The sequence below is a fragment of the Rhizobium subbaraonis genome (assembly GCF_900220975.1).
Taxonomy (GTDB): Bacteria; Pseudomonadota; Alphaproteobacteria; order Rhizobiales; family Rhizobiaceae; genus Mycoplana; species Mycoplana subbaraonis.
In genome coordinates, this window is sequence record NZ_OBQD01000006.1 from 142473 (window position 1) to 156581 (window position 14109).

General features: G+C 63.8%; 12 protein-coding genes. 6 read left to right on the forward strand and 6 right to left on the reverse strand.

The annotated features are described in order from the left end of the window. The first annotated feature begins 63 nt into the window (after positions 1–63). From CRO48_RS10760 to CRO48_RS10775, 4 genes are all read left to right on the forward strand, one after another. Positions 64–1467, forward strand: coding sequence for a multicopper oxidase family protein (locus tag CRO48_RS10760; protein ID WP_097139029.1), 1404 nt, complete (start codon positions 64–66; stop codon positions 1465–1467). Between the two features lie 92 nt (positions 1468–1559). Next, positions 1560–2705, forward strand: a complete 1146-nt coding sequence (gene rnd / locus CRO48_RS10765) for a ribonuclease D (RefSeq protein WP_097139401.1) — start codon at positions 1560–1562, stop codon at positions 2703–2705. 180 nt (positions 2706–2885) lie between these two features. Then, complete coding sequence (locus tag CRO48_RS10770) at positions 2886–3386, forward strand: protein-tyrosine phosphatase family protein (RefSeq protein ID WP_097139031.1); 501 nt, start codon at positions 2886–2888, stop codon at positions 3384–3386. 168 nt (positions 3387–3554) lie between these two features. After that, the gene (locus CRO48_RS10775; protein ID WP_097139034.1) at positions 3555–4913 is read left to right on the forward strand and encodes an esterase-like activity of phytase family protein; all 1359 of its coding nucleotides are present in this window, start codon (positions 3555–3557) and stop codon (positions 4911–4913) included. Between the two features lie 58 nt (positions 4914–4971). Here CRO48_RS10775 and CRO48_RS10780 read toward each other — a convergent pair whose 3' ends face one another. The 5 genes from CRO48_RS10780 to CRO48_RS10800 all read right to left on the reverse strand — a co-directional run bounded on the left by CRO48_RS10780 (position 4972) and on the right by CRO48_RS10800 (position 11238). Then, on the reverse strand, positions 4972–5523 hold the full coding sequence (locus CRO48_RS10780; RefSeq protein WP_097139036.1) for a hypothetical protein: 552 nt from the start codon (positions 5521–5523) through the stop codon (positions 4972–4974). Then, complete coding sequence (gene ppx, locus CRO48_RS10785) at positions 5520–7040, reverse strand: exopolyphosphatase (RefSeq protein ID WP_097139038.1); 1521 nt, start codon at positions 7038–7040, stop codon at positions 5520–5522. The genes CRO48_RS10780 and ppx overlap by 4 nt, the downstream gene beginning before the upstream one ends. A 12-nt stretch (positions 7041–7052) precedes the next feature. After that, a complete protein-coding gene (locus CRO48_RS10790; protein WP_097139403.1) occupies positions 7053–9257 on the reverse strand; it encodes an RNA degradosome polyphosphate kinase in 2205 nt (734 codons plus the stop codon). Positions 9258–9322: 65 nt separating this feature from the next. Next, positions 9323–10024 carry a DnaA regulatory inactivator HdaA gene (gene hdaA / locus CRO48_RS10795; protein ID WP_097139039.1) on the reverse strand — a complete coding sequence of 234 codons (702 nt, stop codon included), beginning with the start codon at positions 10022–10024 and terminating at the stop codon, positions 9323–9325. 11 nt (positions 10025–10035) lie between these two features. Next, entirely contained in the window at positions 10036–11238 is a 1203-nt protein-coding gene (locus CRO48_RS10800; RefSeq protein ID WP_097139405.1) for an AI-2E family transporter, read from the reverse strand. A 192-nt stretch (positions 11239–11430) separates the two neighbouring features. Here CRO48_RS10800 and purM point away from each other — a divergent pair, with 192 nt between their 5' ends. Then, positions 11431–12504 (forward strand): phosphoribosylformylglycinamidine cyclo-ligase, encoded by a 1074-nt coding sequence (purM, locus tag CRO48_RS10805; protein WP_097139041.1) that lies wholly within the window; start codon positions 11431–11433, stop codon positions 12502–12504. Continuing rightward, on the forward strand, positions 12501–13169 hold the full coding sequence (gene purN, locus CRO48_RS10810) for a phosphoribosylglycinamide formyltransferase (protein WP_097139043.1): 669 nt from the start codon (positions 12501–12503) through the stop codon (positions 13167–13169). Before purM ends, purN begins: the two co-directional genes overlap by 4 nt. A gap of 34 nt (positions 13170–13203) precedes the next feature. Here the strand turns inward: purN and CRO48_RS10815 are convergent, their stop codons facing one another. Then, the gene (locus CRO48_RS10815) at positions 13204–14097 is read right to left on the reverse strand and encodes a sensor domain-containing diguanylate cyclase (protein WP_097139045.1); all 894 of its coding nucleotides are present in this window, start codon (positions 14095–14097) and stop codon (positions 13204–13206) included. Positions 14098–14109 lie beyond the last annotated feature (12 nt).

Below are 14109 nucleotides of genomic sequence, written 5' to 3' on the forward strand. Positions count from 1 at the left end.
TCGGATTGATGAGCGGAAAAATCAGGTTTAAGGAGGGCCGCCAAGTCCACCTCCGGAGCAGCCATGCCGATCGACCGCCGCACCCTCCTCAAAGGTTCAGCCTTGGCCGCGGCCGCCTACGGGGCAGGCTTGGTCCTGCCGCTCGCACGCCGCGCTGCTGCCGGCAGCCCGGTCGATCTCGTCGCCCATGACGGTAGCGCGCCGATCGACGGACAACATCTCACCGAGCGCACAATGTCCTACAGCTTGGGTGAAGCGGGCGATACGGGCGACGGCCTGCCGCCGGTATTGCGGATGCGCAAGGGCGAGGCGTTCGCCGCCCGTCTTGTCAACCGGCTGAAGGAGCCGACCACCGTTCATTGGCACGGTCTTCGCATCGAAAATGCCATGGACGGGGTGCCGGAAATGACGCAGCCCTACGTCTATCCCGGCGACACATTCGACTATCGCTTCACCCCGCCCGATGCCGGTACCTTCTGGTACCATCCGCACTGCAACACGCTGGAGCAGATGGGGCGCGGAATGACCGGCATGATCGTCGTGGAAAATCCGCTCGATCCGGTGTTCGACGCCGAGATCGTGCTGAATCTGCGTGACTTCAGGCTCGGCGGCGACGGCCAGTTCATCGAACAGTTCAAGCCCCGCGATGCTGCCAGAAGCGGCACCTACGGCACGGTACGCACCACAAACTGGCGCAGGGAGCCGGTCTACGACGCGCCGGCGGGCGGGCTCGTGCGCCTTCGCATCGCCGCCACGGACGTTACCCGCATCTACCGGCTGGGACTGGAGGGCGGCGCGGCAAAGGTCGTCGCACTCGACGGCAACCCGCTGGAAGCCCCCTTCCCGCTCGAGTTCCTCGACGTGGGCCCCGGCCAGCGCATGGAACTGGTCGTGCGCATGCCGGATGGCGAGGGGGAAACCGTCAGGCTCGTCAACGTGCGCGGCAGCACGCCCTGGACGGTCGCCGCGCTGCGTTCCACCGGTGCCAGCCGGAAGGGCGACCTCGGCGACGTCAAGCCCCTTCCCGCCAATGAGGTTCCGATCGCCGACCCGAAGGCGGAGATCATTCCGCTCGATTTCACCGCGACTGCCGAGCACGGCGCGCGCGCCAGCATCTGCGGTTCGCTCGGCTACACCTTCTGGGCGATCAATCGCGTCGCCTGGCCGGGCGACACGCCGGACCGGATCGCAGCGCTTGCCGACCTGAAACTCGGCAGGAGCTACATCTTCCGCATGGCGAACCGGACCCCGCACGCCCATCCCATCCACCTGCACGGCCTGAGCTTCCGCGCAGTCGCCTCCAACCAGCCACGGCTTCTTGGCCACCCGACGGACACAATCCTGCTGCAGCCCGACGAGACCGCCGACCTTGCATTCGTCGCCGACAATCCCGGCGAGTGGCTGCTCCATTGCCATATCATCGAACACCAGAAGGCCGGGATGAGCAGCTATGTTCGCATAAGCTGACACCCGCTGTCAGTTTTCGATTGTGGCGAAATGGTGGAGCGGTTAAACCATCCTGACGTGAACCCGGCCGCATTCGAGCAAATTTGATGCATATCATCGAGACCACCGCTGCACTGGCAGAAGCCTGCGCCCTGCTTGCCAAATCCGACTACATGACGATCGACACGGAATTTCTCCGCGAGACGACGTTCTGGCCGGAGCTCTGCCTGATCCAGATGGCCGGCCCGGAGACAGCGGTGATCGTCGATCCGATGGCAAAGGGGATCGACCTTGCGCCATTCTTCGCACTGATGGCCGATAGCAGCGTGGTCAAGGTTTTCCATGCCGCCCGGCAGGACCTGGAAATCATCTACAACCTCGGCAAGCTGATCCCGCATCCGATCTTCGACACGCAGGTCGCCGCCATGGTCTGCGGCTTCGGCGACAGCGTTTCCTACGACCAGCTGGTGCAGAAGACGAAGGGCGTGCAGATCGACAAGTCCTCGCGCTTTACCGACTGGAGCCGCCGGCCGCTGACGGACAAGCAGCTGGAATACGCCCTTGCCGACGTCACCCACCTGCGCGACGTCTACCAGTTCCTCAAGAGTAAGCTGGAACAAGAAGACCGCACGCTCTGGGTCACAGAGGAAATGGCGGTGCTGGAGGCTCCCGGCACCTATGACATCCATCCGGACGATGCCTGGAAGCGGCTGAAGCTCAGGGTCAAGAAGCCGCTGGAGCTCGTCGTGCTGCAGAAGGTCGCCGCATGGCGCGAGCGCGAGGCCCGGTCGCGCAACGTGCCGCGATCGCGTATCCTGAAGGACGACACGATCTACGAGATCGCCCAGCAGCAGCCTGCGGACGCCGAGGCGCTTGGACGGCTGCGCACGATCCCGAAGGGCTGGGAGCGCTCGCAGTCGGGCTCCGCCCTTCTGGAGGCGATCAAGGAAGCGCTGGCAATTCCGAAGACGGACCTTCCAAAGCTGCCGCGCCAGCCGCACGTGCCGGAGGGCGCTGCGGCCGCCACCGAAATGCTGAAGGTGCTGCTCAAGCTCGTCGCCGAAAAGCAGGGGGTCGCCGCCAAGATCATCGCCAACAGCGACGATCTGGAAAAGATCGCCATCGATGGCGAAAGTGCCGACGTCGCCGCCCTGCACGGCTGGCGCCGCGAACTGTTCGGCAACGTCGCGCTGGACCTGATCGGCGGCAAGGTGGCTCTGCGCTTCGTCAACCGGAAGATCGAAGCCGTAGAACTCTGAACCGGCCGAGCTGCACGGGCCGGCTTTCACAACACCCGAAGGCGGCCTCCGAAAGGACAGATATCGTGCTTGGCGCAGGTCGCGTTGCGATGTTCGCGCACACGCACTTGCAGCGTTCCGCGCATGTGCGGATTGCGAATGCCGGGCAGCTTTTTCCGTAACATTCTATAGAATGGGGTTATGGCCATTGCCGAACCCTTCACGATTTCGACTATCGCGCTGCCTGATGGCGGACGCATCGGAATCAGCCACATTCCCGGACGCAGCGGTGCTCCCGACAACGACATCGCAGCCATCGCCGAATGGGGCGCTGCCGCTGTCGTCTCCATGACGGACCTGGCGGAAATGCAGGCGTGCGACTGCGAGGACCTGGGTGACCGGCTCTCCGGGCGGTCGATCGCATGGTTTCACGTCCCCGTCCGCGATCTCGGCGGACCGGGCGCTGCAAGCCTTGAGAAATGGGCAGGCATCGCGCCCGCGCTGCACGCGATCCTGGATGAGGGTGGCGCCGTTCTCGTTCACTGCCATGGCGGGCATGGGCGCGCCGGAATGGCGGCCCTTCGGCTCCTCGTCGAGCGCGGCTGGCCGCCGGAGCAGGCGCTTCGGCACATCCGGTCGGTGCGGCCCGGCGCGGTGCAGACCGAACGCCAGTATCGCTGGGCGGCATCTGCGGCGCGCTAGCCGGCGCCTGACCGCAGGGAGCGCCACACAGATCGGCAGATGGTTCCGGAAAAAAGCAGCCGGAGCGACCGCCGTGGACGGTCACCAAACCTTCAAGCAACTGTCAAGCACCGGTCACAGCCGGTTCCTATCGACTGGTCGCGTAGTGCAAACCCATGGGGATGTTTGATGACCAAATTCTTGCTCACCACCGCCGCCGTAGCCCTCGTGATGTGCGGACAGGCCTCCGCCGAGGAGAAGGCCTTCACGGCCACGCTCAAGGCGCACGCGATCCTGCCGGCGAACACCATCATCGCGGCACCTGGCGATGCCGCCGACTACCTGAAGACGTCGGGCAAGTTCACCACCGCTGACCGCAAGCGCGCCGAAGGCCTAGGCACGGTGCCCGGCAAGGATGGCGTGCGCACCACCGGCCTCTCGCTGCCCTTCGACGGCCAGCCCATGCAGGGCTTCTCCGGGATCAAGACCATGGAGGACGGCACGTTCTGGTCGCTCTCCGACAACGGTTTCGGCGCCAAGCTCAACTCCACCGACGCTATGCTGATGCTGCACAACGTGCGTTTCGACTGGGAGAACGGCAAGGTGGAACCGGTCCGGACCGTCTTCCTCTCCGATCCGGACCGCAAGGCGCCGTTCCCGATCGTCATGGAGGGGGCGGCCACCCGTTATCTCACCGGTGCCGACTTCGACCTCGAATCGATCCAGCCGGTCGCAGACGGCTTCTGGATAGGCGAGGAGTTCGGTCCCTACATCCTGAAGTTCGACCGCGACGGCAAGCTGACCGACGTCGTCGCCACCGCGGTTGACGGAAAGCCGGTCATGTCGCCCGACAATCCGACGCTGACGCTGCAGGCCGATCCCTCGAAGCCGACGCCGGCGTTCAACCTGAAGCGTTCCGGCGGCTATGAGGGGCTCGCCATGTCGAAGGACGGCAGCAAGCTCTATGGACTTCTCGAGGGCCCGCTGTGGACCGATAGCGAAACCACCGAGCAGGCAGAGGGTCGCCCGGCGTTGCGCATTGTCGAATTCGACGTCGCGACGAAGACGTGGACCGGCCGCAGCTGGCTCTATCCGCTCGCGGAAGGCGGCGAGGCGATCGGCGACTTCAACATGCTGGACGACAAGACCGCGCTGGTGATCGAACGCGACAACGGCGCCGGCACGGTGGACAAGGCCTGCGCCGACCCAAAGGATCCGAAGGCGGACTGCTTCGCCGTTCCATCCAAGGTGAAGCGGATCTACAAGATCGAGATGACCGATGAGAATGTCGGCAAGGCCGTCCGCAAGATCGGCTACATCGACCTCCTCAAGATCGCGGACCCCGAGAACAAGAAGCGCCAGGGCGGCGGCGACGGCTATTACGACATGCCGTTCCTGACGATCGAGAACGTCGACCGGGTGGACGAGACCCACATCGTCGTCGGCAACGACAACAACCTGCCGTTCTCCGCCGGTCGCGCGCTCGACAAGGCCGACGACAACGAGTTCGTGCTTCTGGAAGTGGGCGAATTCCTGAAGGCGGAGTGATACCTGTGCGCCGCCGCCGCAACCGGCGGCGGCGCATCAACAAACAAGTTCGGAAGAACTAGAGCGGCGGCTGAAAGCCGTAGTCTCCATTCTGATCCCGATCGAACGCGCCAAGTTCCTTGAGGCACGCCGGCCGCCTTTCCGGGATCGCGACAGGTTCCATCGAGCCGTCCGACAGAATTTTGGAGATCGTCGCGTCGAATAGTGGCTGTATTTCTCCGCTTTCCACCACACGGTAGCTGCCAAAGCGATCGAATATAAGGATTGCTCCTTCTGCAATCCTGCAAAAAGCCAACCGCCCTGCCCCACCGGAATCAAGGTCAAGTTCGCTAGCGAACTCAGCTCCATCGGCGCTACGCACCGTCAGGATACGTTTGTACTCGGCGAGAAAGGGATGAACCGCGTAGCGCTCGAGCCGAAATGTACGTCCCTCGATGACGACTTGAGAGGTATCGACCAGCGGGTAATCGCCAGCCTCCATACGTCGCATCTCCAGCATCCCGCCGATGATGAACACCGCTGAGATAAAAATGAACGCCAGAACGAAGAAGGATATGATAAGGACCAACGCGCTGTTGACCGCCCTCAGCATCCTCCAAACCGTCTTCATTCGAAGCGGAACGCGATCCGCTTTCCCGTCAGTTTTGCCAGCTGTTGCAGGCGGCCCTCGAGGCGCTCGCCGGCAAAATCGGCATATTGATGCGGCACAACGAAATCGAGGTCGACATCTTCCGCCTGCGACGGGCGGATGGAGAGGTTGCGCACCACGCCGGGCATAGAGGCGGAGAAGAGGTAGACGACACGCAGAAGGCCACCGAGCAGCTTGGCGAGCATCAGCATCCGCGGCGTTGCGATCGCCGCCAGCGGACCGGAGGCGCCGTCGTCATAGAGCCCCTCGAAACGATAGTAGTTGGCAAGGGCGATATAGGCACGGCCGGAATGGGTGATGCCGGTGAAGGTGCCGTGCGCAATGATGTTGAGCGCCTGCAGGCCACGGTAGTCCGGGTGGGCGCGCCAGCTGATGTCGGCGAGAAGGCAGGCGGCCTGGCGGTATCGCGCCTCCTGGTCGGTCTCCTCGATGCCGAAATGCGGCATGGCCTGGCCGGTCCAGTCGGCAAGCTCGCGGGCGTGCTCGGGCGAACGGGCACGCAGGATCGCCAGTTCCTCGGCCGCGGCCAAGAGCGGATCACGCTGCTTTTCCTGTTCCGGCAGCAGCGAGTAGAGATAGCCCTCGCGCACGCCCTGCGACGAAAACGAGACTCTGGCGGGCCGCATCAGCGCGATCGCCTCCTGCATGGCCACGGCGCCGAAGGGCAGAAGGTTGCGGCGGTTCTTGGAGATGGTGGCGTAGGCGGGATCCTTCGTGTCCTTGCTGGTGACGACGTAGGTAAGGAAGTCCATCGCCTCGTCGAAGGAAACCTCGTAGCCCTGCATCATGTGCAGCGGATAGTTCTTCACCTCCATGTGCAGCTTGGCGATCGAGCGCCAGGTGCCGCCGACCGCATAGAAGGTACGTCCCTGCCCGCGCTTGAGCAGGCCGGCGGTCTTCAGATGCTTGCGGGCGATGATGCGCGCCTGGGCGACGGACCCTGCGGAGGCTTCCGACAGGCGGATGCCGCCCAGCGGCAGGGTCAGTCCGTTCCCGATCGCATCGCCTGCGACGTCCACGAGCTCCAGCGAGCCGCCGCCAAGGTCGCCGACGATGCCGTCAGGATCATGGAAGCCGCTGATGATGCCGAGCGCGGAAAAATAGGCCTCCTCGTCGCCGGAGAGCACCCGAACCTTGTGCTCGAGGATTTCCTCGGCGCGCGCGATGAAATCCGGGCCGTTCTCCGCCTCCCGTGCGGCGGCGGTCGCAAGCGCATACATGCGGTTGGCGCGGGCCTGATGGGAAAGTGCCTTGAAACGATGAAGCGCCGTCAGCGCGCGCTCCACGCTCGCATCGTCCATGCGACCGGTCTTGGCCAGCCCCTTGCCGAGCCCGCACATGACCTTCTCGTTGAAGAGAATGGCAGGCGCCCGGATCATCCCTTCGTAAATGACGAGACGAATGGAGTTCGACCCGATATCGACGACGGATACCGGGGCGATGCCGGGCAGGCGCCCCTGCGCTTCAGATTCAACCATGCAAATCCAATATTACCGTTTGCGCTGGCTCTTCCAGCCGGCGATCGCCTTGGGCGCGCTCGACTTAAGGGCCTCCCCTCGCCCGGACAGGCTGGGGTTGGTCATGAAATAGTGCTGCGCATTGAACGGCTCGGTCCCTTGCGGCACCTGCATGCGCCGCGAAGTTCCATCCGGAAGGATCTCATAGCTCTGCTGGTTATCGATCAGATTGCCCAGCATGATCTGCGATAGAACCTGTTCATGCACAGTGCGGTTGGTCAACGGAACCAGCGTTTCGACGCGCCGGTCCAGGTTACGCGGCATCATGTCCGCCGAGCCTATATAGACGAGCGCCTTCTCCGAGGGAAGCCCGTGACCATTGCCGAAACAGAAGATGCGGGAATGCTCCAGGAAACGGCCGACGATGGACTTGACTCGGATGTTGTCCGACAGGCCGGCAACCTGCGGACGCAGGCAGCAGATGCCGCGCACAACAAGATCGACCTCGACGCCGGCCTGGCTGGCGCGATAGAGCGCGTCAATGATCTCGGGATCGACGAGCGAGTTCATCTTCATCCAGATCGCCGCCGGCGCGCCGTTGCGGGCATGCTCGATCTCGTTTTCGATGTTGCGCAGGATGCGCGGACGCAAGGTATGCGGCGAAATCGCAATCTGCATGTCGGCTTCGGGCTCGCCGTAGCCGGTGATGAAGTTGAAGATGTTCGCCATGTCGTGGGCGATCAACGGGTTGCAGGTGAAGAAGGACAGGTCGGTGTAGATCTTCGCCGTAACGGGATGGTAGTTGCCGGTGCCGAGATGGCAGTAGCTGCGCAGCCTGCCCTCCTCGCGGCGGACTACGAGCGACATCTTTGCGTGCGTCTTCAATTCGATGAAGCCGAAGACAACCTGCACGCCGGCGCGTTCCAGGTCGCGCGCCCAGCGGATGTTGGCCTCTTCGTCGAAGCGCGCCTTGAGCTCGACCAGTGCCGTCACCGACTTGCCGGCCTCGGCGGCGTCGATCAGCGCGCGTACGATCGGGCTGTCGTTGGAGGTGCGGTAGAGCGTCTGCTTTATCGCCACGACCTCAGGATCGCGCGCAGCCTGGAGAAGAAACTGAACCACCACGTCGAAGGATTCGTACGGGTGGTGGACGACCATGTCCTTTTCGCGGATGGCTGCGAAGCAGTCGCCGGCGTGCTCGCGGACGCGCTCGGGAAATCGCGCGTTGTAGGGCTCGAAGCGCAGGTCGTTGCGCGGGGCCTTGGTGATCTCCGAAAGCGTGTTGAGCGCCAGCAGACCCGGCAGGACGGCGACGCGGTTTTCAGGCACGCCGAGTTCGTTCACGACGAAATGGCGAAGCGATTCCGGCATTTCGGAATCGGTCTCGATGCGAATCACCGAACCGCGGCGCCGGCGCTTCAGCGCAGTTTCGAAGAAGCGGACGAGATCCTCGGCCTCTTCCTCCACCTCGATATCGCTGTCGCGGATGATGCGGAACGTGCCGGAGCCCTGAACCTCGTAGCCGGGGAACAGCCTGTCGATGAACAGGCTGACAGCGTCTTCCAGGGTGATGTAGCGAATGACCGCGCCGTCATCCGGCAGCCGGACGAAGCGGTCCAGTGCCGGCGGCAGACGCAGCAGCGCCGTCATCGGCTCACGATCGCGCTTGTGGATCAGCTGCAGCCCCATCGAGAAGCCGAGGTTGGGGATGAAGGGGAAAGGGTGCGCGGGATCGATGGAAAGCGGCGTCAGCACCGGGAAGATCGACTGCTCGAACTCCTGGGCGAGCCAGCTCCGGTCATCGCCCTTCAGGCCGGAGGGCCGGATAATGACGATGTCTTCCTTGGCGAGATACTGCTGCAGCACGGCGAGCGAAGCCTGCTGCTCCATCTGAAGGTTGTCGATTTCCTTCAGGATACCGTCAAGTTGCTCGGCCGAAGTCTTGCCGTCCGGGCTGCGAATGGCAATCCCCTGGCGAACCTGCCCTTCCAGACCGGCAACGCGGACCATGAAGAACTCGTCGAGGTTTGCCGCCGAGATCGACAGAAAGCGCACGCGCTCGAGCAGCGGATGGGCGGTGTTGAGGGTCTCCTCGAGAACGCGGCGATTGAACTGAAGCCAGGAAAACTCTCGGTTCACGAACCGTTCGGGGCTTTTCATCAACTCCGCGAGAGCCAGCGCATCATCCAACTGCTGCGGCTGTTCTGCGCTCTCGTTCTTCGTCGGTACTGCATCCATGTCCATAACCGCCCCGTTGTTTTTGTTCAGGCTGTTAGCGCAGTTTGACGACGGTTCTATGACAGTCAATCCCCGAGGTCGGAGCTATCTCCCTCGGCCATCTGCCCGAGCACCTCCTGGGCGAGCGCCCGCGTGATGCGGCTGCCGCGCGCCAGCGCCAACCTGTCAAGGCGATCCACGACCTTTTGCGCGGCATCGAGGGAGCGTTCCATCCGCGCGACCATGTAGGCGACGAGGCGGTCGTCCACGAAAAGCTGGCGATCGGCGAAGAGCTTCACGATCACCTGCGACAGAAGCTCGTCGTCAGGCTCGCCGATCTCCACCACCGTCGCGGCCTTGAGACGCGAACGCAGGTCCGGCAGCTCGACCGGCCAGGACATCGGCCACAGGCGCGAGGTCATCAGAAGCGTGTTGCCGTTCTGGCGGACATTGTTGATGACGTGGAAGAGCGAGCGGTCGTCGAAGCCGCAGCGGTCCGCGTCCTCGAACAATACGGGGCCTGCGGCCGCCATCTCTTCCGCACCCTCGCCTTCCCGCGGACGGATTTCGGCAGCGCCCGAGCGCTCCCGCCAGATCGAGGCGAGATGCGTCTTGCCCGAACCGATCGGCCCGGCAAGGATCACCACCGGCGACGGCCAGTTCGGCCAGGCGTCCACGACCGAGACGGCGGCGCTCAAGGGATCGGATATCAGCAGGTCGTCGCGACCTGACGAGGGAACGTGCTGGAACTCCAGCGGTAGCTGTTCTGCGGGTTTGGGCGATTTCATGCGATACTCGGCTACGGCTTGCGAACGGAAGGCGTTTCCTTCTTCCGGACGGCGGGCGGATTGGCCTGACCGTGATAGACATCGCTGTCAAGGTAGCGCTGCAGCCCAAAACGGACAAGCACGCCGACCGCTGCGGCGGCTGGAACCGCCACCAGCAGGCCGACGAAGCCGAACAGGGCGCCGAAGGCGAACAGCGCGAACATCAGCCAGACCGGATGAAGTCCGACCTGCTTGCCCACCAGCTTCGGCTGCAGGATGTTACCCTCGATGAACTGCCCCGAGAAGAAGATCGCGAGCACCGCACCGATCCACAGGTAATCCGGCCAGAACTGGACGATGGCAACGCCCACCGAGAGTACCAGCCCCACCATCGAGCCCACATAGGGGACAAAGCTGATCAGGCCGGCGAAGAGGCCGATCAAGAGGCCGAAGTTCAGTCCCACGGACGTCAGCCCGATGCCGTAGTAAAGGCCGAGAATAATGCAGATCGAACCCTGGCCGCGCACGAAGCCGGCGATGGCGGTGTTCATCTCGGTTGCGATCTGGCGGACGGTCGTCACGTGCTGGCGCGGAATCCAGCTGTCCACCTTGGTGATCATCCGATCCCAGTCGAGCAGCAGGTAGAAGGCAACGACGGGGGTCACGATGAGCAGCGAGGCAATGTCGACGAGCGCAAGTCCGGAATTCCAGATCTGCTTGAAGACCGTGCCGAGCAGCCCGGCACCTTCGGCCAGCACGCTGCCGAAACCCTGCTTGATCGTGCCCATCTGGCTGCTGATCCAGGGCGGCAGGATCTCCGGGTTGAAGCTCGTCACCAGGTTCTGCAGCTGGGTGATGTAGCCCGGCAGCTTGGCAAAGAGATCGGAGGCCTGCGTCGCCAGAAGCGGGATGATGATCATCAGCGAAAGGGCAAACAGGATGACGAAGGCGACGAGGATGAAGACCGTCGCCATGGTGCGGCTGAGGCCAAAGCGCTCCAGCCTGTCGGCGACCGGATCGAGGAAGTAGGCGAGCGCCATGCCGGCGACGAAAGGCAGCAGGATCGAGCTGAAGATCATCAAGAACAGAACGAGGCCGGCCAGCGCAATCAGCCAGAAGATGACCTGCCGTTTCAGTCCAGCACCGCTGACGTGGCCGGAAACCGGGCCAGGGGCCGTGTCGCGATGTACTGTTTCGTGATCCTTCACGACCGCCCTACCCTGACTGATACGCATCCTGATGTTGAAATAGGCCGCACCAGAGAGAATGGTCAAGGTCGCGGCGGCTAAATCGACAGCGGGCTTTGGGGGACGCCGCCTTCCGGCCGGCAAAAACGTTAAAAAAGCCGGGCGATCCGGGCATTGCGCTTGCACTTGCGGCCCCGACGTGCCAATCGGGCGCAATTGCCAGAAAGCGGAGAGCGGACGATGAGCCAGTCTGACAGAAACGGCCTGACCTACAGCGATGCGGGCGTCGATATCGACGCGGGCAACCTGCTGGTCGAGAAGATCAAGCCGGCCGTACGCTCCACCCGCCGCCCCGGCGCCGATGGCGAGATCGGCGGCTTCGGCGGCCTGTTCGACCTGAAGGCGGCAGGCTTCACCGATCCCGTCCTGGTCGCCGCCAACGACGGCGTCGGCACCAAGCTGAAGATCGCGATCGACGCCGACAGGCACGACACCGTCGGCATCGACCTCGTCGCCATGTGCGTCAACGACCTCGTGGTTCAGGGCGCAGAACCGCTGTTCTTCCTCGACTATTTCGCCACCGGCAAGCTCGATCCCGACCAGGGGGCTGCAATCGTCGGCGGCATCGCCGAGGGCTGCCGCCAGGCCGGCTGCGCGCTGATCGGCGGCGAGACGGCCGAGATGCCCGGCATGTATGCCGGCGGCGACTACGATCTCGCGGGCTTTGCGGTCGGTGCGGCCGAACGCGGCAAGCTGCTGCCGGCCGGCGATATCGCCGAGGGTGACGTGATCCTTGGGCTCGCCTCCTCGGGGGTCCACTCCAACGGCTATTCGCTGGTGCGCAAGATCGTGGCGCTGTCCGGCCTTGCCTGGGACGCCCCTGCCCCGTTCGCGGAAGGCCAGAGCCTCGCCGAAGCGCTGATGACGCCGACGAAGATCTACGTGAAGCCGCTCCTGAAGGCGATCCGCGAGACCGGCGCGATCAAGGCGCTGGCCCACATCACCGGCGGCGGCTTTCCGGAAAACATTCCGCGCGTGCTGCCCAAACACCTCGCCGCGGAGATCGACCTCGACGCCGTGAAGGCGCCGGCCGTGTTCTCCTGGCTGTCGAAGACCGGCGGCGTCGCGGCGACCGAAATGCTGCGCACCTTCAACTGCGGCGTCGGCATGATCGCCGTCGTTTCGGCGGATGACGTCGAGCGCGTCAGTGCGGTGCTTGCGGCCGAAGGCGAAACCGTCTTCACGCTCGGCCGCATGGTCGCCCGCGCCGAGGGCGAAGCCGGCACCCGCTACAAGGGCACGCTCGCCCTATGAGCGCAGGCGTCTCCCGCAAGCGCGTCGTCGCCTTCGTCTCCGGCAGCGGCTCCAACATGGTGAAGCTTGCCGACAGCTGCGCGCAGCCGGACTTCCCGGCCGAGATCGTCGCCGTCTTTTCCGACAAGGCCGACGCCGGCGGACTTGCCAAGGCCCAGGCGCGCGGCATTCCGACCTTCGCCTTCGCCCGCAAGGATTTCGCCTCGAAGGAGGCGCACGAGGAGGCGATCCTGGCCGAACTCGAGCGCCAGCGGCCGGACATCATCTGCCTCGCCGGCTACATGCGCCTGCTTTCGGGCCGCTTCATCGCCCGCTACGAGGGACGCATCCTCAACATCCACCCCTCCCTGCTGCCGCTCTTTCCGGGCCTCGACACCCATCGCCGCGCCATCGAAGCCGGCATGAAGATCGCCGGCTGCACCGTCCATTTCGTCACCGAAGGCATGGACGAGGGTCCGCAGATCGTCCAGGCGGCCGTGCCGGTGCTGGCAGGCGACACGCCGGCCGACCTCGCGGCGCGCGTGCTCACCGTCGAGCACAGGGCCTATCCGCTGGGGCTGAGGCTTGTTGCGGAAGGCAAGGTGCGGATGGAGGGGGGACGGGCTGTGGCGGTCGACGCGCCGGCAGGGGAAGCCACGGGATCGCTCATCTCCCCGAACCGGTAGAGCATACCCTGATCACCGGATCCCCGGCTGCTATTCAAAGAGCCGAGATCCGGTTGCGGCCGGCCCGTTTCGACAGATAAAGCCCCTCATCGGCACGTTTCAGTACATCGCTGGAAAACCGGTCCGGCCCACCGAACTCGCTGACACCGCCACTGATCGTCGATTCATAGCGCACGTTTTCCCTCAGGATGACGGGAACACGTGCGCGCAGCATCTCGGCAATTTCCAACGCGTCGCCGCGATGGGTGCCGGGCATCACGACCACGAATTCGTCTCCGCCAAAACGGGCAATCACATCGCTCTGGCGCAGATGCTGGCGGCACAGGCGCGCAATTTCCACGAGGGCCGCGTCACCTGCATGATGCCCCATCTCGTCATTGAGCCGTTTGAAATTGTCGAGATCGAAGACGAGGACCGAGGTCTGGGACCTTTCCCGCTCAAAGATCGCCAGTTGGTGATCCAAGGTCTCCATCAGCTTCCGTCGGTTGTACAGCCCGGTCAGGGCGTCCGTTTCGCTGAGTTGGCGCAGCTTTTTCTGAACGTCGTTCTTGTCGGTGATGTTGCTCGCCACCCAGACGACGGCAGCCTCGCCCTCCACCTGAAAACTCAACGCCTGGATGCGGCCTTCGAACCAGATGGAATGACTGGGACCGTCGCCAGCTCCCTTGACGTCGCTGCCGCTGAGTTCGTATTCCACGATATGGAGTACACCGCTTTCCAGCGCCTTTTCAATTTCGTCAGCAAACCACTGAGCCTTCTCCTCCTTCAGCACTTCAAACATGCTGCGCCCGACAAGGGCGCTACCGTCATGATAGTGCCGGAGGTCCTTCCCTCCGAATACCGCTGCATAGCGGCCACTGCGCGTGAGGATGAATGCGGGGTCCGGGAGGGAGGAAAGGATTGAAACCAATTGCTGTTGCGAAAACACGATACCACTTTC

Coding starts and splice junctions, on each gene's coding strand:
- CRO48_RS10760 (WP_097139029.1), top strand. CDS start 64: ATGCCGATCGACCGCCGCACCCTCCTCAAAGGTTCAGCCTTGGCCGCG.
- CRO48_RS10770 (WP_097139031.1), top strand. CDS start 2,886: ATGGCCATTGCCGAACCCTTCACGATTTCGACTATCGCGCTGCCTGAT.
- CRO48_RS10775 (WP_097139034.1), top strand. CDS start 3,555: ATGACCAAATTCTTGCTCACCACCGCCGCCGTAGCCCTCGTGATGTGC.
- CRO48_RS10780 (WP_097139036.1), bottom strand. CDS start 5,523: ATGAAGACGGTTTGGAGGATGCTGAGGGCGGTCAACAGCGCGTTGGTC.
- ppx (WP_097139038.1), bottom strand. CDS start 7,040: ATGGTTGAATCTGAAGCGCAGGGGCGCCTGCCCGGCATCGCCCCGGTA.
- CRO48_RS10790 (WP_097139403.1), bottom strand. CDS start 9,257: ATGGATGCAGTACCGACGAAGAACGAGAGCGCAGAACAGCCGCAGCAG.
- hdaA (WP_097139039.1), bottom strand. CDS start 10,024: ATGAAATCGCCCAAACCCGCAGAACAGCTACCGCTGGAGTTCCAGCAC.
- CRO48_RS10800 (WP_097139405.1), bottom strand. CDS start 11,238: ATGCGTATCAGTCAGGGTAGGGCGGTCGTGAAGGATCACGAAACAGTA.
- purM (WP_097139041.1), top strand. CDS start 11,431: ATGAGCCAGTCTGACAGAAACGGCCTGACCTACAGCGATGCGGGCGTC.
- purN (WP_097139043.1), top strand. CDS start 12,501: ATGAGCGCAGGCGTCTCCCGCAAGCGCGTCGTCGCCTTCGTCTCCGGC.